At 71.1% G+C, this 20,707-nt stretch carries 21 protein-coding genes and 2 pseudogenes; 10 read left to right on the top strand and 13 right to left on the bottom strand.

Features of this window, described 5'->3' with window-relative positions; translation table 11 throughout:
• Positions 1-72 precede the first annotated feature (72 nt).
• Entirely contained in the window at positions 73-708 is a 636-nt protein-coding gene (locus ACEZDG_RS05415) for a hypothetical protein (RefSeq protein ID WP_380503069.1), read from the top strand.
• Positions 709-835: 127 nt separating this feature from the next.
• Positions 836-1,558 carry a GAF and ANTAR domain-containing protein gene (locus ACEZDG_RS05410; RefSeq protein ID WP_380503067.1) on the top strand — a complete coding sequence of 241 codons (723 nt, stop codon included), beginning with the start codon at positions 836-838 and terminating at the stop codon, positions 1,556-1,558.
• Positions 1,559-1,601: 43 nt separating this feature from the next.
• On the opposite strand, the gene ACEZDG_RS05405 is transcribed toward ACEZDG_RS05410, so the two are convergent.
• Positions 1,602-2,072 (bottom strand): tautomerase family protein, encoded by a 471-nt coding sequence (locus ACEZDG_RS05405; RefSeq protein WP_380503064.1) that lies wholly within the window; start codon positions 2,070-2,072, stop codon positions 1,602-1,604.
• Positions 2,073-2,179: 107 nt separating this feature from the next.
• On the opposite strand from ACEZDG_RS05405, the gene ACEZDG_RS05400 reads away from it, so the two are divergent.
• The 3 genes from ACEZDG_RS05400 (at position 2,180) to ACEZDG_RS05390 (ending at position 4,339) form a co-directional block, all read left to right on the top strand.
• Positions 2,180-2,758: a TetR/AcrR family transcriptional regulator gene (locus ACEZDG_RS05400; protein ID WP_380503061.1), complete on the top strand. Its 579-nt coding sequence runs from the start codon at positions 2,180-2,182 to the stop codon at positions 2,756-2,758.
• 146 nt (positions 2,759-2,904) lie between these two features.
• Positions 2,905-3,297: a hypothetical protein gene (locus ACEZDG_RS05395; RefSeq protein WP_380503059.1), complete on the top strand. Its 393-nt coding sequence runs from the start codon at positions 2,905-2,907 to the stop codon at positions 3,295-3,297.
• A 238-nt stretch (positions 3,298-3,535) separates the two neighbouring features.
• The gene (locus ACEZDG_RS05390; RefSeq protein ID WP_380503056.1) at positions 3,536-4,339 is read left to right on the top strand and encodes a DUF6193 family natural product biosynthesis protein; all 804 of its coding nucleotides are present in this window, start codon (positions 3,536-3,538) and stop codon (positions 4,337-4,339) included.
• On the opposite strand, the gene ACEZDG_RS05385 is transcribed toward ACEZDG_RS05390, so the two are convergent.
• Positions 4,334-4,672 carry a transposase gene (locus ACEZDG_RS05385; RefSeq protein WP_380503837.1) on the bottom strand — a complete coding sequence of 113 codons (339 nt, stop codon included), beginning with the start codon at positions 4,670-4,672 and terminating at the stop codon, positions 4,334-4,336. The two genes, ACEZDG_RS05390 and ACEZDG_RS05385, sit on opposite strands and share 6 nt — an antisense overlap.
• A gap of 67 nt (positions 4,673-4,739) precedes the next feature.
• Positions 4,740-5,288: a hypothetical protein gene (locus ACEZDG_RS05380; RefSeq protein WP_380503053.1), complete on the bottom strand. Its 549-nt coding sequence runs from the start codon at positions 5,286-5,288 to the stop codon at positions 4,740-4,742.
• A 148-nt stretch (positions 5,289-5,436) separates the two neighbouring features.
• On the opposite strand from ACEZDG_RS05380, the pseudogene ACEZDG_RS05375 reads away from it, so the two are divergent.
• Positions 5,437-5,658, top strand: a pseudogene (locus tag ACEZDG_RS05375) (transposase); the annotation flags it as partial.
• 114 nt (positions 5,659-5,772) lie between these two features.
• Here ACEZDG_RS05375 and ACEZDG_RS05370 read toward each other — a convergent pair.
• The 3 genes and pseudogenes from ACEZDG_RS05370 to ACEZDG_RS05360 all read right to left on the bottom strand — a co-directional run.
• Positions 5,773-5,874, bottom strand: a pseudogene (locus ACEZDG_RS05370) (zeta toxin family protein); the annotation flags it as partial.
• A gap of 159 nt (positions 5,875-6,033) precedes the next feature.
• On the bottom strand, positions 6,034-6,657 hold the full coding sequence (locus ACEZDG_RS05365; protein WP_380503051.1) for an NADPH-dependent F420 reductase: 624 nt from the start codon (positions 6,655-6,657) through the stop codon (positions 6,034-6,036).
• 69 nt (positions 6,658-6,726) lie between these two features.
• Entirely contained in the window at positions 6,727-7,461 is a 735-nt protein-coding gene (locus ACEZDG_RS05360; protein WP_380503048.1) for an SDR family NAD(P)-dependent oxidoreductase, read from the bottom strand.
• Positions 7,462-7,566: 105 nt separating this feature from the next.
• On the opposite strand from ACEZDG_RS05360, the gene ACEZDG_RS05355 reads away from it, so the two are divergent.
• Entirely contained in the window at positions 7,567-8,193 is a 627-nt protein-coding gene (locus ACEZDG_RS05355; protein ID WP_380503046.1) for a TetR/AcrR family transcriptional regulator, read from the top strand.
• Positions 8,194-8,327: 134 nt separating this feature from the next.
• Here ACEZDG_RS05355 and ACEZDG_RS05350 read toward each other — a convergent pair whose 3' ends face one another.
• From ACEZDG_RS05350 to ACEZDG_RS05330, 5 genes are all read right to left on the bottom strand, one after another.
• A complete protein-coding gene (locus ACEZDG_RS05350; protein ID WP_380503044.1) occupies positions 8,328-10,541 on the bottom strand; it encodes an iron ABC transporter permease in 2,214 nt (737 codons plus the stop codon).
• Between the two features lie 4 nt (positions 10,542-10,545).
• Entirely contained in the window at positions 10,546-11,529 is a 984-nt protein-coding gene (locus ACEZDG_RS05345) for an iron-siderophore ABC transporter substrate-binding protein (protein WP_380503041.1), read from the bottom strand.
• On the bottom strand, positions 11,526-12,431 hold the full coding sequence (locus ACEZDG_RS05340; RefSeq protein ID WP_380503038.1) for an ABC transporter ATP-binding protein: 906 nt from the start codon (positions 12,429-12,431) through the stop codon (positions 11,526-11,528). Before ACEZDG_RS05340 ends, ACEZDG_RS05345 begins: the two co-directional genes overlap by 4 nt.
• A 54-nt stretch (positions 12,432-12,485) precedes the next feature.
• A complete protein-coding gene (locus tag ACEZDG_RS05335) occupies positions 12,486-13,868 on the bottom strand; it encodes a HAMP domain-containing sensor histidine kinase (protein WP_380503036.1) in 1,383 nt (460 codons plus the stop codon).
• Positions 13,869-14,010: 142 nt separating this feature from the next.
• A complete protein-coding gene (locus ACEZDG_RS05330; protein ID WP_380503033.1) occupies positions 14,011-14,688 on the bottom strand; it encodes a response regulator transcription factor in 678 nt (225 codons plus the stop codon).
• A 153-nt stretch (positions 14,689-14,841) separates the two neighbouring features.
• Here ACEZDG_RS05330 and ACEZDG_RS05325 point away from each other — a divergent pair, with 153 nt between their 5' ends.
• Positions 14,842-15,222: a hypothetical protein gene (locus ACEZDG_RS05325; protein WP_380503030.1), complete on the top strand. Its 381-nt coding sequence runs from the start codon at positions 14,842-14,844 to the stop codon at positions 15,220-15,222.
• An 82-nt stretch (positions 15,223-15,304) separates the two neighbouring features.
• On the opposite strand, the gene ACEZDG_RS05320 is transcribed toward ACEZDG_RS05325, so the two are convergent.
• Positions 15,305-17,101 carry an alkaline phosphatase family protein gene (locus ACEZDG_RS05320; RefSeq protein ID WP_380503027.1) on the bottom strand — a complete coding sequence of 599 codons (1,797 nt, stop codon included), beginning with the start codon at positions 17,099-17,101 and terminating at the stop codon, positions 15,305-15,307.
• A 355-nt stretch (positions 17,102-17,456) separates the two neighbouring features.
• Here ACEZDG_RS05320 and ACEZDG_RS05315 point away from each other — a divergent pair, with 355 nt between their 5' ends.
• Together ACEZDG_RS05315 and ACEZDG_RS05310 are read left to right on the top strand one after the other, a co-directional pair.
• The gene (locus tag ACEZDG_RS05315; RefSeq protein WP_380503024.1) at positions 17,457-18,821 is read left to right on the top strand and encodes an NtaA/DmoA family FMN-dependent monooxygenase; all 1,365 of its coding nucleotides are present in this window, start codon (positions 17,457-17,459) and stop codon (positions 18,819-18,821) included.
• Positions 18,818-20,032 (top strand): LLM class flavin-dependent oxidoreductase, encoded by a 1,215-nt coding sequence (locus tag ACEZDG_RS05310; RefSeq protein WP_380503021.1) that lies wholly within the window; start codon positions 18,818-18,820, stop codon positions 20,030-20,032. Before ACEZDG_RS05315 ends, ACEZDG_RS05310 begins: the two co-directional genes overlap by 4 nt.
• Positions 20,033-20,060: 28 nt before the next feature.
• Here the strand turns inward: ACEZDG_RS05310 and ACEZDG_RS05305 are convergent, their stop codons facing one another.
• Complete coding sequence (locus ACEZDG_RS05305) at positions 20,061-20,705, bottom strand: TetR/AcrR family transcriptional regulator (RefSeq protein WP_380503018.1); 645 nt, start codon at positions 20,703-20,705, stop codon at positions 20,061-20,063.
• Positions 20,706-20,707: the final 2 nt, after the last annotated feature.

Here is a 20,707-nt window from a genome sequence, read left to right as displayed (position 1 = left end):
GCCACGTCTCCGCTGTGTGCTGAGGGTGGGGTGCTGGTTGGCTGCGGTGCCGGTGGTGCGAGAGTGGCGCCCGTGCACTCCTCCAGCCGCTCCCTGCCCGTCGCACTGGCGCTCATCGCGTGCCTGGGCGGTTGCTCGTCCACCGTAAGGAACGCCGCCGCAGCACCGGCGTCCTCAGCCGTGGGTTCCTCGGCCCCGTCGCGCCCCTGCCGGTCCGCAGCGCCCGCGGCGGGGTCCGGCGACGCCGACGGTTCGCTGCCCGGCCACCCCGCGGCGGACCAGGTGGCAGCGCTGGGACACCCGCTGACCCTCAAGGGCGATGATCCCGGGGAGCAGGTGACCGTGACGTTCCTCCAGGTGGTCGACCCGGCGTGCGGGGTGGGCGGCCCCTCTCTGCTCGACCGCGGCATGAAGTACGTGGGACTCAGGCTCCGGCTGCTCGACTCGGGTCGCAAGCCCTACTCCGACTCGCCCAGCAACTGCAGTTGGGGCCGCACCGACACCGGGCTCCAGGTGGGGTCCTTCGTCTACCCCACCCTCGCCGAGGGCCCCGCCGTCGCGCCCCGCGGCAACCTGGTGCTGAAACCGGGGCAGAGCGCCACGAGTTATGTGGTGATGGAGATACCGCAGCACGCACACATGGCCCGGATCGACTTCACCATGGACAGCGGATTCGCGGACGAGACCGGTGAGTGGACGCTCGGCTGACCCACGTCACCGGCCATCCCTGAGTCTGACGAAGTGTGCTCCACCCCTTCGGACGTCGTACGGGGGCCGGACTACCGTGGATCGCACAACGCCGGAGCCCGCCGTCCGGTTGTGGGGAGGCGCAGTGGTGTCCGGTCGGTCCGAGATGGTGGTCGCAGCGCTGTGGGCGCGGACCGCCCTGCGCCTGCACGCCCACGACGGTGTCCCGGAGACCCTGGGCGCGGTCGTCGACCTGGTCGGCTCCGTGGTCAAGGGGATCGACCACGCCGGGGTGACCGTGTTGCGCGCACCCGGCGTCATCGACAGCGCCGCGGGCACGGATCCGCTGGTCCGCCGACTCGACCGGCTGCAGCAGGACGCCAACGAGGGCCCCTGCCTGGAGGCGATGAGCGGCCAGGACCTGGTCCGCACGGACTACCTGGCCGGTGACCGCCGCTGGCCGGTCTTCCGCGGCGAGGCGGTGGCACTGGGGATCGGCAGCATCCTCTCCTGTCGCATCTCCACCGGGGACGGCCCCGCCACCGCCCTGAACCTGCACGCCGAAAGGCCGTACGCCTTCGACGACGAGGCGGTGCAGACCGCCGCGATCTATGCCGTCCACGCGGGCCTGGCCCTGGCCGGCGCCGAACGGGTGGCGCAGGAACGCGGCGGCAGGGGGAGCCAGCCCTGGATCGGCGAGGCCGTCGGCATCCTGATGGAACGCCACACCATCAACTCCCTCCAGGCCCACGACCTGCTGTTCGACGCCGCGCAGCGCTTGGACGTCAGGGTCCGCGACATCGCCACCCACGTCGTGGAGACCGGCCAAGAGCCGGCCAGCATCCGCCCCCACCACCTGCGCGGGGTGTAGGGCCTCCGAGCTGACGGGCCGTGCGCCCCGGGGATCGCCGTGGTCAGCTCTTGCCGAGCAGCGCCCGGACGTGCTGGACGATCTCCTCGTTGGTGTAGGCGTGGCCGGCGATGCCCCAGCCGCCGGGGACGGCCTCGGTCAGCGAGACCCAGGTGCGTTCCTCCAGGCCGGGATCCCCGGCGGCCTTGGCGACCAGGGCAGTGAAGTCCTTGACGAGTCCGAGCTGCTGATCACGGTCCAGCGCCCCGGCGTTGGTGGTCACCTGCACCCGTACGTGGGTGCTGTCGCCGCCGGCGGTCGAGAAGGAGTCCGGGTCCAGCTCATGGACGAACGCGGCGGTGTTGTCGGAGAAGAAGGGGATCGCGGGCACCTTCTCCCACCGCATGATCGTCTGGGCGAGCTCCTGGGCGAGAGCGTGCTTGTCGCTGAACGTGCCTGCGGGGGCGTACACGTCGATCATCGGCATGGCGGGTTCCTCTCGAAGCCGGGCGGCGTCGGTGGTTTGGCGGATCAAGATGACGAGCATCATCCACGTTACTGAGGATGACAGATATCATCTTCATGGGCAACGCGGCCGGACATACGGCCGGACATACAGACAGACATGCAGAAGGGCACCATGTGGGCACGTCCCAGGCAGCCAAAGTCGAGACCCATGACCGCATCCTTGAGATCGCCGCAGCCAGGATCCGCCGCGACGGCGCGGCCGGCCTGGCCGTCGCTGAGATCATGAAGGAGGCCGGACTGACCCACGGCGGCTTCTACCGTCACTTCGACTCGCGCGAGCAACTCGTCACCGAGGCCGTTCAGCGGGCCCTGGCCCGCGGCAGCGAGTGGACGGTCGCCTCCGGCGAGCTCGGCGGACGCCAGGGGTACACCAAGCTGGTCGACGGCTACCTCAGTGGCTGGCACCGTGACCACCCGGAGGCAGGCTGCGGGATCGCCGGAGTCGCCGCCGACATGGCACGTGACGAGGGCGCGGCCAGCGACAGCTACACCGAGCAGGTCAGGAAGTGCCTCGCGGTACTGGTCGACCTGATCGACGGACCCGACCCCCGAACGGTGGAACGGGAATCCCTGCTGGCCCTCAGCGCACTCGTCGGCGCGATCTCGATCGCCCGCGCAGTGGACGACCCGACCCTCTCCGACCAGCTCCTGGCCGACGTCGCAGCGGCGTTGAAGGACCGCACCGAGCCCTGACACGGTCGGGTCGGGCCTACGCGTCTGGTCCAGCCCCTGCGGAGGGGACCCTTCGGGCACGTGTTGATCACGTGGCATAATCCCCGCCGAGGGGGAGATCAATGCAGTTCAGGTCAACAATCGTGTGGCGTGGAGCCGCGTATGGCATGGCTGCATCGGCAGCGCCATTTGTGCTCATCATGGTGGGCAGTGCAGTTGAAGCAATTATTCAACTCATGGGCGGCCCAGGGCATGTGAGCCCCTACGGCATGACGGTGGGCATCGAGGCGTGCGCAGCCGGAGGGGCTCTCGGCCTGATTCCCGGCCTAGCCGTTGGCGTGGCCCTGGCCCTGGCCCAGCCGCCGGCCGGTTTGCCGCAGTACGCGCCGACGCCGTCCCGTTCAGGGCGTGCTGCCTGCGTTGCCGGTACTGTCTACTTCGTAGAGAACCTGGTGATCACGGCCGCCAGCGGCGAATCCTTTTGGATCCTGATCTGCCTCTTCGGCACCCCGGTGGCTGCCGCAATCGCTGCGGCGCTGGCCAAACGCATCCAAGGCTGACGCCGTTCCGCGACATAGGAACGTGTCAACCAGCCTCAGGCGGACGGTAGTTGGCATGCCCGGACGTAGGCGTTCGCAGCCATCAGCGTTCCGCAGACCTCCACCAGGCGCACCTCGGTATCGTACGCAGTAATCAACTTCTGGACGCCTTCCTACGAGCTCGTAACACGAACTTGTGGTTGACCGCAGATCCGTGGTCGCGGGCTTGTCTGTGGGCTGCGGTGGCAGACTCGGCCGTATGTCCGAGCAGCTTCCAGGTGTGACACCGGCCAGAGTCGCCAGTCCGTTTCAGGAGTACGCGCCACTTCCGGAGGTGGCGTCGACCGACGCCACCCATCCCATGCACAAGTACGCCACCCTCTATCCCGAGGTCGTGGAGGCAGGCTCGCTGCAGAACGCCCTCCAGAGGGTGGTCGATTGCGCGGGCCGTGGGCTCACGGTCGAGCTGACGTCCTCACCGGGCTGGCGCTACGTCGCTGCGAAGATGGAAGCCGGCGACCGCTCAGCGAATGTCCTGATGGCCAGTGGCGAGCGCAGGTTGTTGGTCGACTGCTGGGCCCACGGCGTCCACATGGCCTCGGGAAGCGCGCAGGAGCTGTCCGAGGTGGCCGGCGCATTGCGTGCCTGGGTTCAGGGAGCAAGGGTGCGCGAGCTCGTCGCGCAGTGTGCCTTCCTGAGGACGTGGGAGTTGGCCGAGGCACATGAGCGAGGGGAGGCCGTGCCGGCTCGATGGCAGATGATGCGCGAGTCCGCCGCGCGCAGACACGGCGCTGACTGGCGAGACCTCATCGAAGCTGCTTTCGAACAGCCGCGGCTCCGGGTCCTGTCGCCCGGAAGTTCGATGTTCTGGCTGACCTTCAGCCGCCGGGCCGTGCCGCCCATCTGTCATGACCTCCCGCGGACCAGACCGCTCGGTGACGGCCGATTCGAGGTGACCTTCGCCGACGGTCGGGTTCAGGAGATGGAAGGTGCAGCGGCAACGGTCGCGGTGATCCTGGAGGGCTTGCCTGACGACGCCGTTCCGCGACCTTTGGGATCATGACACGACGACGGTCGACGACGTTCGTGCGTTCTTGAGGCGTCTCCAACAGATGATCGTGCAGCCCGGGGAGACCAGGGCATCGTGGAGGTCGAGGCGGCGTTCCCAGCGGGTGGCGAGTCGTTTGAACTGGTGCAGCAGGGCGAAGGTCCGCTCGACGACGTAGCGGAGTTTGCCCAGACCGTGGATGTCGGGGTGACCGCGGCGGGAGATGACCGGCAGGATGCCGCGGTGCCGCAGGGCCCGGCGCACGGAAGCACTGTCGTAGCCCTTGTCGCCGAGCAGGGCGTCGGGCCGCTTGCGGGGGTGGCCGACCCGGCCCGCGACCGGCGGGATCGCGTCGACCAGGGCGATGGTCTGGGTGACGTCGTTGACGTGTAGATCGCTCTTGAGCTGCTGGCGACTACGCCTTCCGCGGCTTCCGCCGCTTGCCCCAACTGCCGTGCGGTCGGTTCCGGTCCTGGGCCAGCATCGCCGCGTCGAACTGGGCCTTGCTGGTCACTGCTCGTGGTTCGGGTGCGAGCGTGGTCGCCATTGATCGCCACGGGGTGGCCGAGGTCCATCCGATCAGGGGCATGGTCTCGTCGTAGTGCGGGGCGAACTGCGCGCTGGCGATGGTGGGCATCTGGAAGTTCAGACCGCGGACGTGTTCGAGGAACGTCGGGGGTAGCGAGACGTGGTGGGTTTCCAGGTAGTGCGGGAAGTCCTGGCGCCACAGCCAGGCGCCGTCGGTCAGCAGTGACGAGCATCCCGAGGCGTGTCGGTGAGTGCTGCCGGTGATGACGTCGTGGCCGCCTTCCATGACGTCCATCAGGACGTGGCCAGCGTCCAAGTAGGCCACCAGGTCGGCCTCATCCGGCTCGCCGACGGACTGGACGGCGTCGAGGATCGATCCGTTCGGCTGGCCCGGGCGGGCGTCGAGTTCGTCGTAGAAGCCCAGCAATCCCAGCACTGCGTCTCCTTCGACGATCCGTTCCACCCTGCTGGCACCGGCAGGTGCGGCCACCGTTGATCATCAGCGTGTGAAGACAAACGATCGCGCGGTGGCCGCAGATCACAGCGTAGTCGCCGCCCACTGGCAGGAAGCGGTCGAGGGTCTGATGGACCGCATCGCGGGCAGGTTCGCCCGGGTCGAACCGCGGCGTCGAATACGGCACCTGGTGCTGGGACTACTCGCGGACCTGCCGCGGAAGAACTGCTGGACCATCGCCGAATGGGCCGGGGAGGCCACGCCCGATGCCATGCAGCACCTGCTCAGCCGCGCCAAGTGGGACGCCGACACCGTCCGCGACGACCTGCGGGACTACGTGGTCGAGCACCTGCACCAACTGTCGGCGCACGTCCTCAACCACGGGGGCCAGCAGTGCGAAGTGTTCGTGCTCGTTGTAGTCCTTGCCGAGCAGACCGTGCAGGGACGCCATCTGGTCGTCCACCGACAGCCTGATGGTGCCCTTGCGCTCCAGCATCCTGGCGTATGTGCTCTTGCCCGCACCGGGCAGCCCAGTGAGCAGGTAGACGACGGGCTTCGGAGCGCTCATCCCGACGACCTTAGCGGTCTGCGCGCCGGCCGTAGAAGGAGGGGAAGTCCAGTTCGTGTGCCAGAAGGTCATGCAGCTCGCGTTCGCTGCTTACGGCTCCGACGTCGGTTGTGATCACGTACGGCATGCTCTCAGGTCGTGCCGTGCCTCTGATGCTGCTCAGGCGGGGAGTTTCGTGACGCCGAGGGCGAAGTCCCAGCCGCCCACTCCGTGGCGGGCGAGGCCCATCGTGAGCACACCTGCTCCTTCCAGCCAGTGGGCCATCTCCAGGCCGCCGGCGTCCATCGGGCGCATTCCGAGGCTCTTGATGAACGCCTCCACGTCCGCCTTGGCCTGCACGTTGTCGCCGGCGATGAAGACGTCGGGCCGGCCGTTCTCCAGGACATGGCGGAACACGGTGTTGAATCCCTTCACCACGCTGGCACTGGCCGGGGCCACCTTGGCGACTTCCTGCGCGATTGAGGTGACCTCGCGGTGGGCCAGACCGTTGAGCGTGGGATTGAAGGGGTTGCTGATGTCGACGATGACCTTGCCTGCGAGGGCACTTCCGTACCTGGCCACGGTCGGCACGACACTGTCGAACAACAGGGCCAGGATGACGATGTCCCCGGTCGGCGCGGCGCCCCACTCTCCCGTCGTGGCACCGCCGCCGAGGGCCTTGGCCAGGTCGGCGGCCTTGGACTGATCACGGCCCAGGACCTCGACGGTGTTGCCGCCCGCTACCGCCAGTGCGCCGATGGTACGGGCCATGTTCCCAGTGCCGATGATGCTGATGCTGCTCATGGGTGTGCTCGCTTCCTTGTTCCTTGTGCTGGAACTTTCGCCTTGTTCACGTACCGGACCGGTGTGGGTTCAGACCACCGTGGTGCCGCCGTCGGTGGTCAGTTCCAGCCCGTTCACATAGCTCGAGTCGTCCGAGGCGAGGAACAGCGCGACCGTCGCGATCTCCTCGGGGCGGCCCATCTTGCCCCGCGGGATCAGGGACTCGAACTGGCGCTTCGTCTCCTCGTCGAACACCTCCTCCTGCTTGGCGGTGGCGACCTGACCGGGGGTCAGCACGTTCACCCGGATCCGCCTGTCCCTCAGCTCGTTCAGCCACACACGGGCCCAGGCCTGCTGCACGGCCTTGCTCCCCGCGTACACGCTCCACCCGGGGAAGCCCCTGAGCGAGGCGTTCGATCCGGTCATCAGGATCGAGGCGCCGTCGTTGAGCAGCGGCAGCGCCTTCTGCACCGTGAACAGCGTGGCGCGCGCGTTCAGCGAGAACGCACGATCGAACTGCTCCTCGGTGATCTCGCCGAGCATGCCCTGCTCACCCGTCCCGGCACTCGCCCACAGCACGTCGATCGAGCCCTTCTCTCGCCGGACCGTCTCATACAGGCGGTCCAGATCGGCCAGGTCGGCCGCGTCACCCCGCACTGCGGTCACGTTCCGGCCGATCGCCTTGACCGCGTCATCCAGCGCCTCCTGCCGCCGGCCCGTGATGAAGACGTAGGCCCCTTCCTCGACGAACAGCTTCGCGCCGGCCAGCGCCATGCCGGTCGACCCGCCCGTGATCACCGCGACCTTGCCTTCGAGCTTTCCCATGGTCACTCCTATGTATACCGATCTGTGTACGTAAACCTATCCGGCGGTTGGCGAGAGCGCAAGCTATGTACACCGGTCAGTACCGAACTGGGCTATGGTGGAGGAATGGCAGAACTGGAGAAGGGCCCCCAGGGCCAGCGCCGCGGCAGGGGCGCACGCGAGCGCATCCTCAGCGCATCACAGCAACTGTTCCGTGCTCAGGGCATCAACGGCACCGGCATCGACCAACTCTGCGCAGTGGCCCAGGTCTCGAAGCGCACGGCCTACCAGCACTTCGCCGGCAAGGACGAACTGGTCGCCGAATACCTGCGCCGATTCGATCCCGGCATCATGGCCGAAGTGTTCGACCGCACCGACCTCACACCCCGCGAGCGGCTCCTCGCCGCCTTCGAGCTGCCCATGGCCGGTCCGGAGGAGCTCACGCCCCTGTGCCCGTACATCGCGGCGACCGTCGAAATCCACGACCCCCAGCACCCCGCGTCCCAGTACGCACGCGACTACAAGCTCGCCATCGCCGCGCGGTTCGCCGAAACGGCGCGCGAGGCCGGCGCCGCCGACCCCGAACTGCTCGGCGAACAACTGGCGCTGCTCCTCGACGGCGCCTCGGCCCGGACCCGGGTCCTCAACGCCGAATCCTTCCCCGCCGCTGCCGCCATCGCGGCCGTCCTCATCGACAAGGCCCTCCCCGGGACGGACCGGGACCGGGGCAGCGCAGACACAACGGTCGGGTAGCCCGGAGCCGCCGATGTGCTTGCGGCCGCAAGCCGGTTGACCGCGGGTGTCGCTTCCATCCGACGGGTGGACGGCGAAGCTGCGGCTCGGCGGCTGCTACGCGCGAGTGCGGGTGCTACACGCGAGTGCGACTGCTACGCGCGGGTGCGGGTCAGGAGGTAGAGGAAGTAGGGGGCTCCGATCACGGCGGTCATCAGGCCGGCGCCGAGTTGGGACGGGGCGATCACGGTGCGGCCGAGCAGGTCTGCGGCGCAGACCAGGGTGGCGCCGAGCAGCATGGCGACCGGTGTGACCCGGATGTGGCGTCGTCCGACCAGGGCCCGGGCCGCGTGCGGGGCCACCAGGCCGACGAACCCGATCGTCCCGGCGGCGGCCACGGCGGTGGCGCTGAGCAGGACACTCAGGGCCAGCAGGCCCAGCCGGGCCGGTGCGAGCCGCAGTCCGAGCAGTCGTGCGGTGTCGTCGTCGAAGGAGAGGAGGTCGAGTTCGCGGCGGCGGACCACCGCCACGACCGTGCCGACGGCGAGTACGGCCGCGACCGGCAGCACATCGGGCAGGGTGCGGCCGTAGGTCGAGCCGGACAGCCAGGTGAGTGCCTTGGTCGCGTTGAACGGGTCGGTGAGCACGATCAGCAGGCTGATCAGTGCCGCTGTCCCGGCGGAGGCGCCGATGCCGACCAGGACCAGCCGGTTCTGCTGGAAGCCGCCGCGCGCGGCGAGCCCGAAGACCAGGGCGGCGGTGAGCGCCGCGCCGGCGAAGGCCGCGCCGGCCACGCTCCACGCCCCGGCGGCCGGAACGGTGGTGACCAGCAGGACCGCGCCGAGACCGGCCCCGCCGGAGACGCCCAGCACACCGGGGTCCGCCAGCGGGTTGCGGGTCACGGCCTGCACGATGGTGCCGGCCAGGGCGAGCGCGGCCCCGGCGAGGAGTGCCGCGAGGACTCTGGGCACCCGGGTGTCCAGGACGAAGGTGACCAGGTGGTCGCCCCGGCCCCGGGCCCAGTTCAGCACGTCGCCGAGCAGCAGTGTGGTGTCGCCGAGCAGCACCGCCGCGATGGCCAGGGCGACGAGCAGGGCGGTCAGGACGACCACCGTGCCGGTGAACGCGGCCCGGCCCGGCATCCGCAGCCGGTCCGGTGCGGCGGACGCGGCGGTGTCGCGGGTGCGCAGCGCCATCACGACCAGGAACACCGCGCCGACGACGCTGGTGATGACTCCGGTGGGCACCGCCACCGCGGAGTCGGCGCCGACCGACGCGCGCAGCAGCACGTCCGAACCCAGCACCAGGGCCGCGCCAACCAGTCCGGCGACCGGGAGCGCGGCCCGGGCCCGGACCAGGCCGCGGACCCGGCGGCCCAGCGGGCGGACCAGCGCCGGCGCGCACAGGCCGACGAAGCCGATCGGTCCGGCGAGCGTCACCGCGGCGGCGGCGAGCAGGGTGGCGAGCACCACGACCGTGACCCGTGTGCCGCGGACCGGGACGCCGAGGCCGCGGGCCGCGTCGTCGCCGAGCGAGAGCGCGTCGACGCGGCGGGACACGAGCAGCAGGCCGACCAGCCCGACCAGGGCGACGGGCGCCATCTGCGCCACGCCGTCGAACCCGTTCTGGCTGATGCTGCCCTGACTCCACTGGTACAGGCCGTTGGTGCGCTCGGGGTAGAGCAGCAGCAGGGTGTCGGTGACCGAGCCGAGGCCGAGCGCCAGGGCGCTGCCGGCCAGGACCAGTCGGACGGTCCCGGCGCCGAGTCCGGACAGCGCGAGCACAACGGCCGCCGCCGCGAGACCCCCGGCGAACGCGACGCCGGAGGAGGCGAGGAGGGGGAGCGAGGTGCCGGTGACGGTGAGCACCCCGAGGGCGGCGTAGGAGCCGGCGTTGACCGCGAGGGTGTCGGGCGCGGCGAGGACGTTGCGGCTCACCGCCTGCAGGGCGGCTCCCGCCGCGCCGAGGGCGATCCCGACCAGGATGCCGGCCGCAGCCCGGGGCAACCGCGAGGCGATGACGACGGAGGCGTCGGCCGGGTCGGCGTGACCGGTGAGCGCCTTCCACACCTGGCCCGCACCGACCGCGGCGGTGCCCTGGGTGATGTCGACGACAGCGAGGGCCGCGACCAGGAGGACCAGGGCGGCGGGCACCGCAGCGGCGCTGGAGCGGGAGCCTGCGGCAGCCGGGGGAGGGGCCGGGGGCTCGGACGCGGTGGCGGCGGACCCTGTGGCGCTGGACCCGGTGGCGGTGAACGCAGCGGCGGTGGACCCGTCGGCGGTGGACGCAGCGGCGGTGTTGGACGCGGTGCCGGTGCGTGCGGTGGCGGTGGCGGTGGGTGTGGTGACGGAGGGTTTGGTGAGGGCCATGGGGCTACTTCGTCAGGGCGTGGACGACCGCGTCGGCGTACGCCTCCATCGAGGCGTAGCCGCCGAACATCCAGATGCCGTCGGGCAGTCGGGTCACCTTGCCCGCCTTGACGAACGGCAGCGACTTCCACACGGCGTTCTTGGCGAGGCTGTCGGCGAACGGGTCGCCGTCGGTGTTGTTGGCGATGTAGACGAACCGGGAGGCGTCGAGTTTGGTCAGTCCCTCGACGTCGGTGGTGGCGAGGCCGTAGTCCTTGTCGCCCTTGACCGTCCAGGCGTTCCGCAGTCCGAGCCGCTCGTTGACCGCGCCGATCAGGGAGCCGCTGGTGTAGGGGCGGATCGAGACCTGGTTGGCCTCGACGTAGCCGTCGGCGAATGCGTACGTGGCACCGGCCAGGCCGGCGTCCTTGAGCGTGGCGCGGGCGGTGGTGATCTTCGTATCGAAGGCCTGCTCGACGGAAGTCGCCCTGGCCGCCGTCCCGGTGGCCCGGGCGATCAGGTCGAGGTTCTTCTTCAACAGGCCTGTCTGGTCGCTGGCATCGGCCGACCGTACCTCCAGAACCGGTGCGATCTTCCGCAGTTGGGCGACTGCGGAGGCCGACAGGTCGGTGGTGGCGACGATGAGGTCGGGGGCGAGCGCGGCGATCGTGTCCGTGCTCGGCTCGCCGCGGGTGCCGATGTCCTTGGGTGTGTTCTTCAACGGGACTGCGGAGTCCCAGGCCTGGTAGCCCTTCACATCGGCGACGCCGACCGGGTCGACGCCGAGGGTGACGAGGTCTTCGACCACGTTCCACTCGGTGCCCACCACCTTGGTGGCGGGGGCGTCGAGGTGCACCGTCGCGCCGGTCGCGTCGGTGAGCGTGATCGGGCCGGAGGAAGGGGTGGTCGCGGCGGCGATGTCGGCGGCCGGGCGGGTGGTTCCGCAGGCGGCGAGGGAGAGCGCGGCGGCAGCAGCGATCGCGGCGGTGACGAGGAGTCGGCGGTTCACGGGGAGGGGGTGGGCCTTTCGTTGCGGAGGTGGTGGCGGCCGACCGCGCGGGTGCGGAGCCGGCCGGTCGAGGGGTCGGTGCCGACGTCGATCCGGATGCCGTAGACGGCGGAGAGCCGTTCGGGCGTCAGGACGTCCTCGGGCGGCCCGTCGGCGATGACGCGCCCCTCGCCGAGCAGGGTGACCCGGTCGGCGACGGCTGCCGCCTGGTCGAGGTCGTGGAGGACGACGCCGACCGCGATGGCGTGGTCGTCGGCGAGGTCGCGGACCAGGTCGAGGAGTTCGATCTGGTAGCGCAGGTCGAGATAGGTGGTCGGTTCGTCGAGCAGCAGCACATCGGTCTCCTGGGTCAGGCAGCTTGCCAGCCACACCCGTTGGAGTTGTCCGCCGGAGAGCTGGTCGACGCCGCGGGCGGCGAGGTGCTGCACTCCGGTCAGTCCGAGCGCCCGTTCCACGGCGGCGGCGCCGCCGGGATCCGGCCGTCCCCAGCGCCCTCGATGGGGGTAGCGGCCGAAGGCGACGACGTCCCGGACGCTGAGGCCGCTCGGGGTGGAGCGTCCCTGGGTCAGCAGGGCCACCCGCTGGGCGAAGGCGCGGGCGCTGAGGTCGAAGCCGTCCGTGGCGCCTCCGGCGTCAGAACTTCCGGCGTCGGTGCTCCGGGGGGAGCCGGCGGCGAGGGTGAGGGTGCCGCTGCGGGCGCGCTGCAGTCGGGCGAGCGTCCGCAGCAGCGTCGACTTGCCGCTGCCGTTGGGACCCACCAGCGCGGTCACCTCGGCGGGCCGAAGCGCGATCGAGGCCTCGTGCACGACATCGACGCGGTCGTACGCCACGGTCATTCCTGTGGCCGACAGTCCGAGTCCGCGCGCACGCGACCGGCTGTCGGCTGCTTCACCAGCCGTCATGTTTGTAAGGTTAGCCTACCCTTACTAGTGCTTTCGCCCGCCTGACCAGCGGTCTCAGCCGCGGGTCGGGTCCTCCAGGCGTGGCAGCGTCAGCACCAGCCGGGCGCCGGTGAGTTGCCCCGGGGCGGGCTGCTCGGCGGTGAGGGTCGCACCGTGGGCGGTGGCGATGTCGCGGGCGATGGCCAGGCCCAGGCCGGTTCCGGCGGTGGCCGTGCTGTCGCGGCTGCGGGCGTCGTCCAGCCGGGTGAAGCGGTCGAAGACGCGGTCGCGGTCGTCCGCCGGGATCCCGGGACCGTCGTCGCAGACGGTCACCACCAGGAGTTCTCCCCGGGACGCCACGGTGACGTCGACGGTGGTCCTGGCGTGCCGTGCGGCGTTGTCGAGCAGGTTGGCGAGCAGCCGCGCGAGTGCGACCCGGCTGCCGAGGACCCAGCCGGAGGGTTCGGCGAGGTCGTCGAGGAGCAGTCGGCGCCGCCCGGGTACGCGTTCCCGGGCCACGGTGCGTACCAGGTCGCCGAGCGCGATCCGCTCCCGGCCGTGCACCTGGCCGGTGTCCAGGCGTGCGAGCAGCAGCAGGTCCTCGACGATGTCCTGGAGCTGTTCGGCGTCGCGCAGTGCCTCGCGGCCGGTGTCCGGCCAGTCGGCCCGGTCGGGCCGGGCGACGGCGAGTTCGAGCCGGGTGCGCAGGGTGGTCAGCGGGCTGCGCAGTTCGTGCGAGGCGTCGGAAGTGAAGGTGCGCAGACGGGCGACGGCGCGGTGGAGTTGGTCGAGGGTGGTGTTCATCGTGTCGGCCAGGCGCGAGACCTCGTCACCGGAGTGCGGGTCGGGGACGCGGCGGTGCAGGTCGTGGGTGGTGATCTCGGCGAACTCGGCGCGGATCGCCTCCACCGGCCGCATGGCCCGGCCCATCGCCACCCAGGTGAGCGAGGAGACCAGCAGCAGGACCAGCGGGAAGCCGGGCAGCAGCAGCCGGGTGATCGTGGACAGCGCGGTGCTGACCGCGCCCAGATCGGGTGTGGCCTGCACCAGGTAGGTGCCCTGGGGGGTGGCCACGGACAGCGCGGTCGCCGCGGGGACGGCGGTGGCCGTCCCGGTCGACGGGCCGGTGCTGGGAGCCGCGCCGGTGGTGGGGTTCGGGCCGGTGCTGGGATTCGGTCCCGTGCTGGGATGCGCGCCGGTGGTGGGGGCCGGTCCCGTGCCGCCGCCGGTGCCCTGCGCGGGGGGCGAGCCCTCGGGCGCGGGGCCGACCGGGGTGACGGTGACCCCGCCCGTGGCGACCGACTCGAGTGCCGCGGGCGTCAGCGCCCCGGTCCTCAACTGGCTGGCTGCAGCGGTGACTTGCTTGGAGGCGGCGGCCTGGGCGGTGCCGACCAGGTTGCCGTGCACGGCGTAGAGCAGGACGCCGGCGCACAGCGACAGCGCGGCCGCGGTCACCACGGTCACCACCGCGGTGGCGCGCCCGCGGACCGTGCGGGGCAGCAGCCTCGGCCTCCTGCGGCGGCGACTCCGGCGCTCCGCCCGATGACCGCCGGGGCCGCCGGGGTCGCCCTCACCGCCGTGGTCGCCCTGCTCGCCGCGGTCAGCCTCCGTCGGCGCGCAGACGGTAGCCGGCGGAGGGCACGGTTTCGATGCTCGCCCGCCCGAACGGCTTGTCGATCTTCCTGCGAAGCGCACTGACGTAGACCTCCACGATATTGAGCACACCGTCGTAGGCGTCGCCCCAGACGGCGTCCACGATGTCGGTCTTGCTGACGGCCTCGTCCACCCGCCGCGCCAGCTGGACCAGGACGGCGAACTCGCGGCCGGTCAGCGGCACGTCCTGGCCGGCCCGGCGGCAGCGCCGGGCGGCGGCGTCGATCTCCAGGTCGCCGAAATGCCGCACCACCTGCCGGTCCGGTCGGCTGCGGCGGACCAGGGCACGCAGCCGGGCCAGCAGGACGACGAAGGAGAACGGCTTGGTCAGGTAGTCGTCGGCCCCGGTCTCCAGCCCCTCCGCCTCGTCGTACTCACCGTCCTTGGCGGAGAGCATCAGGATCGGGGTCAGGTTCCCGACCTGCCGCAGGTGGGCGCAGACCTTGTAGCCGTTCATCCCGGGCAGCATCACGTCCAGGACGATCACGTCGTAGTCGCCCTCGGCCGCCATGGCGATCCCGGTCAGGCCGTCACCTGCCGCGTCCACCGCGCAGCCCTCGGCCCGCAGTCCCTGCCGCAGCAGCTCCACCAGGCGCGCGTCGTCGTCCACCACCAGTACCCGCATGCCCACCAGAGTGCCCCATGACCTGCCCGGAACCGCTGAAGACAATCTTCAGGACCTTCAGCGGCCCCTCAGCGGCGCCCCGTCAGGATCACCTTGTGCCACCCGGTTCCGGCCCTACGGCCCGGACCGATTCCCTACCGTTGGAGGACTCCTGTGAAGCTCCACCACTCCATCCGCCCGGCCCTCGGGCGCCGCGGTGTGATCGTACTCAGCGCCGTCGTCCTGCTGACCGCGACCGGCGGCGGCGTCGCCCTCGCGGCCGGCGGTGGCCCCGCCTCCGACGGCGGCCCCGTGCTGCAGCCCGTCACGGGCGTGGTCCTGCCCACGCACGTCAAGCTGGGGAAGGCGATCCCGGTCCCCGGCGCCACCGTGCCCGTGGGCGGCGAGGGGCTGACCACCAGTACCGCTCCGGCCCTGAAGGCGGTCGGCGGTTCGATCGGCCTCGGCAAGGTGCGCGTGGGCACGGCCGCCGCTGTCCCCGGTGCCGTCGTCCTCCCGCAGGGCGGGGCCGGCCAGACCACCTCGGCCAAGTAGCCCCGTTCACGCGGTCGCCCAGCGCGGCGCCCGGGGGCGGACAGGGGTCCGCCCCCGGGTGCGCGTCCCGGCCGGAGAGGCCCTAGTGGACGGTGAGGGCGAGCGGTCCGGCCAGGGCTGTGTAGCCGTCGTTGGCCAGGTACCAGACGGAGTAGCTGCCGGCGGTCTTCAGCAGCCCGGCCGCGAAGGTCAGGCTGCCGCTGGCGTTCGGTGCGTACTGCCAGGTGAGTGAGCCCTGGCTGCCGGGGGTGACCCCGGCCGGGTAGATGCCGATCCAGTTCTTGGCGCTGAGGCTCGCGGCCGGGACCGAGTACTGGAAGGTGACCGCGCTGCCGGCGGCGATCGAGGGCGTCGTGGTGGTCAGGGTCGGCCCGGCCGGCGGTGCGGTCGGGACGAAGGCGTCGTTCAGCGGGGTGGCGTAGGCGTCGTTCACGGTCATGGCCGGCAGCCCGAGCGCCGCCTCGATGGTGCGTCCGGTGCTGTAGTGGTCGTACCGGGAACCGCTGGTGGTGCCGGCCGGAACGGTGCCCTGCGAGCCCAGCACGATGGTGGCGATGTGGTTGGCCGCCTCGGTGCTGTCCTCGTCCCAGGTGACCACCAGCAGCGATCGCTGGGTGGTCCAGGCGGGCGAGGCCAGGACCGGTGCCAGGGTCTGCTTCAGCCAGCCGTCCTGGACCTTCAGGCTGGTGGCGGTGCCGTTGCCGGACTGCTCGCCGTCGTAGTAGTCGTCCGCGGCGAGCCAGGAGAAGTTCGGGGTGGTGGCCGCGCTCTTCAGGTCGGTGGTCAGCTGCGTGGTGTCGAACAGGTGCGCCTGGCAGCGGGCCTGGTTGCCGCTGATGTCGGTGTAGTTGATGAAGGGCGCGTCGTCCGGCATGTAGGCGGAGTCGTAGGCCTTGGTGGTGTTGCAGGGTGTGCCCATGCCCTGCTCGTAGGCCTTCCAGGTCTTGCCCGCGGCCTCCAGCTCGTCACCCAGGTTGGTGTGCGGGTCGTTGATGTTGGGCCAGTAGACCGCCCCGGCCGCGTAGGTGTCGCCGCCCGCGACAGCGAGGTAGTTCTCGTCGCTGGGGTGGTAGTTGGCGTGGAAGTTGGTCATGCTGGCGCCCTGGGCCATCAGGGAGTGCAGGAACGGGGTGTCCCCGGGGTCGTTCATGATCTCGTTGTAGTCGGTGTTCTCCATCATCACGGTGAACACGTGGTCGTAGCCGGGGACCTTGGAGACCGGCTTGGTCAGCACCGGCGCGGTGACCGGGGTGCTCAGGGTCAGCGAGAGGTTGTCCAGGTAGCCGGACTCGCCGGAGCTCTGCAGGAAGGCCACCGTCACCAGGACCGACCGGGTGCCGGAGGGGACGGTGCCGGAGGCGGTCCGGGCCAGGAACGCGTTGGCGTTGCCGCGGTCGGCGGCCGAGACGGTGGGCAGCGCGGCGGTGCCGCCCAGCTGCTTCCCGGTGCCGTCGCGGAACTGGAGCGTGACCGCCGCGTAGCCCGCGTAGGAGCTCCAACCGCCCAGCCAGGCGCTGAGGTTGTAGCTGACGCCGCCACCGTCGACGGCCGACGAGGCCGAGGAGACGTCGACGCTCTGCGTCATCGAGCCGTCGCCCGCGTCGCCGGGCGAGAAGAACGCGGTGCCGGGGGCCGCGCCGCTGGGCAGGGCGAAGTTGTTGGGGGCGTAGCAGACCACCCCCGGACCGCCGCTGACGACCTGCCAGCCGGGCACGGTGGTGCTGGCGTTCCAGTCGGTGGTGCAGTAGCCGCTCTCGGCGTCGCCGTCCACGATGAGATTGCCACTGCTGGTGGTCGCGGCCTGGGCGCTGGGTTGCGCCGCGAGCAGCGAGCAGGCCAGCAGGAGCAACGCGCCGAGCGCTCTCCATACGTTACGCATGGGCAGTCCACCTGTTCCGGATGCAAGGTCCATGATCATTCGCCATGAACCCTTCATCAATAGCCTTCCCAGCTGTCCGCCCGGCGAATACGGCGCGCACGCCGGGCGACGATCCGGGGGCCGCGGTCCCCGGATCGACCCGGTGGTGGAGCCGCTGACGCTGCCGCCCGGGCCGGCGGCCCGCTCACGGGGGGAACGCCTCGCGGGTCGCCGAGCTGGTGGTCTGACGTGCTCGCCTCACGGTGTTCCTCCGTAGTGTGAACGGAACGTCAAATCATGTGGGGATAAAGGCAATTCAACCGTTCGGCAGTGCATGCTGGTGCGACGCCCACCACCCGGGGAAGGAGATCGTCGCGTGGCCGCCGCAGGACTGAAGCAGGTGCACCTCGCAGCGCAGTTGCCCGGGGTCCACAATGTGACCGCCTGGTCGGACCCCCGTTCCGAGAGCCAGATCGCCATCGAGTCCTTCGTGCGGCTGGCGCAGACCGCCGAGCGCGGCAAGTTCGACTTCTTCTTCCTTGCGGAAGGGTTGCGGCTGCGTGAACACAAGGGCCTGTTCTACGACTTGGACATTGTGGGCCGTCCGGAGAACCTGACCGTGCTGAGCGCGCTGGCAGCCGTCACCGAGCGGCTCGGGCTGGCGGCCACCGTCAACGCGACCTTCAACGAGCCCTACGAGGTGGCCCGCAGGCTTGCCACCCTGGACCTGCTCAGTGCCGGTCGCGCCGCCTGGAACGTGGTCACCAGCTTCGACTCCTTCACCGGCGAGAACTTCCGGCGGGGCGGATTCCTCGCCGAGGCCGACCGTTACACCCGGGCGGCCGAATTCCTGGCGACCGCGCGCGAGTTGTGGGACAGCTGGCAGCCGGACTCGGTGCCCGCCGACGCCGCCACCGGGGAGTTCGTCCGGCCCGGAGCCGGGCGGTTCGCGCACCGCGGCGCCCACTTCGATATCTCCGGGACGTTCACCACACCGCGCGGGCCGCAGGGGCACCCGGTGGTCATCCAGTCGGGCGAGTCCGACCAGGGACGTGAGTTCGCAGCTGCCGAGGCCGACGTCATCTTCAGCAAGTACAACCGCCTGGACCAGGCCCGCGCCTTCTACGCGGATGTGAAGGGCCGACTGGCCCGCCACGGCCGCTCCCCGGAGCAGTTGAAGGTGCTGCCGACGGCCTCCGTGGTGGTGGCCGACACCGACGCGGAGGCCGCGGCCTACGCCGAGGAGATCACCCGCACCCTGGTGGGACCGCAGACCGCCATCGCCCATCTGGAGGCCGTGTGGGGCTGCGACCTGTCCGGCTACGACCCGGACGGGCCGCTGCCGGACATCGCGCCCCGGCCCGACTCCCTGCTGCTCAAGGGGCACTCGGTGTTCCGCACCGGCCGTGAGGAGACGGTGCGCCGCTGGCGCGAGCGGGCCGAGCAGGGGGGCCTGAGCATCCGTGAGCTGATGATCGAGGTCAACGGCGGCCAGACCTTCGTCGGCAGCCCGCGGACCGTCGCCGACGCCATCGACCGCTTCGTCCAGAGCGAGGGCGCCGACGGCTTCGTCCTGGTCCCGCATCTGACGCCGGACGGTCTGGACGACGTGGTGGACCGGGTGGTCCCGCTGCTGCAGGAGAAGGGCGTCTTCCGCGCGGAGTACACCGGCAGCACGCTCCGGGACCACCTGGGCCTCGACCCGGTGGGACTGCCCTACGCCGCGACGGAGGCGTCATGACGCACGGCCCTCAGATCCACCTGGCCGTGGCCCTCGACGGCGCTGGCTGGCACCCCGCCGCCTGGCGGGCCGAGGGCGCCAGGCCGGGGGAGCTGTTCACCGCCGGGTACTGGGCGGACCTGGTGGCCGAGGCCGAGTTCGGCGCTCTCGACTTCCTCACCTTCGAGGACCTGCTCGGACCGCAGCGGGCCGCCCTGGCCCGGCCCGACGACCGGACCGACCAGGTCCGGGGCAGCCTGGACGCGGTCCTGCTGGCGGCCAGGGTGGCCCCGCTCAGCTCGCACATCGGCCTGGTGCCGACCGTGAACGTGACCCATACCGAGCCGTTCCACCTGGGCATCGGCATCGCCACGCTCGACTACGCCAGCCGGGGGCGGGCCGGATTCCGTCCGCAGATCGCCGCGCGTGCCGAGGACGCCGCCCACTTCGGGCGCAGGACCACCCCCCGGCTCAGCGAGGAGGAGGCGCGCGACCCGGAACTGATCGCCCGTCGGCTCCGCCCGCTGTTCGCCGAGGCCGAGGACGCGGTGGAGGTGGTGCGGCGGCTCTGGGACAGCTGGGAGGACGACGCGGAGATCCGGGACGCGGCCACCGGCCGCTTCATCGACCGCGACCGACTGCACCACATCGACTTCGAGGGTCCGCACTTCAGCGTCCGCGGTCCTTCGATCACCCCGCGGCCCCCGCAGGGCCAGCCGCCGGTGGTGAGCCTGGCCCATGCCTCCGTCCCCTACGGGTTCGCCGCCCGCGCCGCCGACGTGGTCTGCTTCACGCCCCATGACGCCGAGGGCACCGGCGCGGTGCTGCGGCAGATCGACGCGGCGGTGGAGCGGGAGGGCCGGGACGTCCTGGCCCGGCCGCTGCTGAGGTTCGCCGAACTGCTGGTCCTCCTGGACGACCGGCCCGGCGCCGCCGCCGACCGCAAGGCCCGGCTGGACGGGCTCGCCGGGGCCGAACTGCGCTCCGACGCGGAGGTCTTCACCGGCACCCCGGCCCAACTGGCCGACCTGCTGCTGCAGCGGCACGCCCTGGGGCTGGACGGCTTCCGGCTGCGTCCGGGCGTGCTTCCGCACGACCTCTCCGCGATCACCCGCGGGTTGGTCCCGGAACTGCGGCGGCGCGGTGCCTTCCGCGACGGCTACCAGGAGGGCACGCTGCGCGGACACCTGGGGCTGCGCCGCCCGGAGAGCCGGTACGCCGGGGCGAGGTAGCTGGGCGACGGGACGTCAGGAGGCAGGATCAGGAAGCAGGCTCGGGAGGCCGGTCGACGAGGATTCCCTGAAGGATCAGGTCCAGGGTGGTGAGCAGCTCGCCGGTGAGCCGGTCGGCGGGCTCCTCGGGCTGCCCGCACCAGCGGTAGAGGGTGCCCAAATAGAGGTCGCGCAAGGCGTGGCCGATCTGCTCCGCGGTGAAACAGGAACGGAACTCCCCGCTCTCGACGCCCCCGGCGACGACCTCCGCGAAGAGGTCGGCGAGGTAGGGGTCCTCCAGCAGCGGCCGGCCGGCCCTGACCCAGGCCATCAGCAGGGCGTTGGTCTCGTGCCGGTGCGCCTCGTTGATCTGGGCCAGAGCGGTCATGCAGTGGCGCAGCCGGCCCACGGCGCAGTCGGGGACCACCCCGTCGGCGGCCATGGTGGCCAGCAGGGTGTCGCGGCGCTTCTCGCCCCAGACGCAGAGGAGGTCCTCCTTGCGCTGGAAGTAGTTGAAGAAGGTTCCCCGCGCGACGTCGGCGCGCTCCGCGATCTCGTCGATCGAGGTCTCGTCATAGCCCTGCTCCGCGAACAGTGAGATCGCGGCCTCGTACAGCCGTGCCATGACCTTGATCTTGTTGCGTTCCCGTCGTCCCAGCGGGGCCGCAGGCTGGGCGTCGAGCGTGTCTGTCATCA

The organism is Streptacidiphilus alkalitolerans (assembly GCF_042511045.1).
In the GTDB taxonomy this organism is placed as follows: Bacteria; Actinomycetota; Actinomycetes; order Streptomycetales; family Streptomycetaceae; genus Streptacidiphilus; species Streptacidiphilus alkalitolerans.
This window is presented reverse-complemented; position numbering and strand designations above follow the sequence as displayed.